The sequence below is a fragment of the Streptomyces fuscigenes genome, assembly GCF_021556455.1.
Classification (GTDB): Bacteria; Actinomycetota; Actinomycetes; order Streptomycetales; family Streptomycetaceae; genus Streptomyces; species Streptomyces fuscigenes.
In genome coordinates this window covers 1-1,174 of record NZ_JAKGCV010000785.1, presented here as the reverse complement: position 1 = coordinate 1,174, position 1,174 = coordinate 1, and the positions used below count along the sequence as shown (strand labels likewise).

Annotated in this window: 1 protein-coding gene; it reads left to right on the top strand. The window is 76.9% G+C overall.

Going from position 1 to position 1,174, the window contains the following annotated elements:
- Positions 1–77 precede the first annotated feature (77 nt).
- Positions 78–1,174, top strand: a 1,097-nt coding sequence (mycP, locus tag L1885_RS28535; protein ID WP_235800031.1) for a type VII secretion-associated serine protease mycosin, incomplete at its 3' end; no start/stop codon positions are given.

The following is a 1,174-nucleotide window of genomic DNA, read 5'->3' as shown; positions in this document are numbered from 1 at the left end:
TGCGAGGAGCAGGCTCCTTCGCGTCGGCGCCCGCGCGCCCCGCCGCCGTCGCACCGGTCCCGCCGTTCACCGGCCGGCTGACCCGGCGGGCCGCCGCCGCGCTCACCGCCGCGTCCCTCCTGCTTCTCGTGCCCGCCGCGCCCGCGAGCGCCGACTCCATACGCGACCAGCAGTGGGCCCTTGCCCAACTCCACGCCCAGCAGGCGTGGCTCAGCAGCAAGGGGCACGGCATCACCGTCGCCGTCCTCGACACCGGCGTGGACGGCACCCATCCCGACCTCACCGGCCAGGTGCTCGCGGGCAAGGACCTCATCGGCTTCGGCGCCGGGCGCGGCGACCGCTCCTGGGCCCGGCACGGCACCGCGATGGCGAGCATCATCGCCGGGCACGGCCACGGCACGGACGACGGCGACGGCGTGCTCGGCCTCGCCCCGCAGGCGAAGATCCTGCCCGTGCGGGTCATCCTGGAGGGCACCGACCCGGCCCGGGACCGCGCCCGCACCAGCAGGGGCGACGCCCTCGCCCTCGGCATTCGCTGGGCCGTCGACCACGGCGCGGACGTCATCAACCTCTCCCTCGGCGACGACAGCGCCTCCGCGCACCCGGAGCGCGAGGAGGACGAGGCGGTGCAGTACGCGCTCGCCAAGGGGGTGCCCGTCGTGGCCTCCGCGGGCAACGGCGGGCAGAAGGGCGACCACATCTCCTACCCGGCCGCCTATCCCGGAGTGATCGCGGTGGCCGCCGTCGACAAGTACGGCACGCCCGCGGACTTCTCCACCCGCCGGTGGTACGCGGACGTGAGCGCCCCCGGGGTCGACGTCGTGATAGCGGATCCGGACCGGCACTACTACGAGGGCTGGGGGACGAGCGCGGCCGCCGCCTTCGTCTCCGGCACGGTCGCGCTCGTGCGCGCCGCCCATCCCCACCTCACGCCCGCCCAGATCAAGAAGCTGCTGGAGGACACCGCCCGGGACACCCCCGCGGGCGGGCGGGACGACGCCACCGGCTACGGCCTCGTCGACCCGGCGGCCGCGCTCGCCGGCGCCGCCCACCTCTCGGACGCGGCCGTGCACGGCACCGCCACGGGCTACACGCGCCGCTACTTCGGATCGGGCCTCGCCGTCCCGCACCCGCCCGCGGGGCCCCCGGCCTGGCCCGCCCCGGTCGCGGGCGG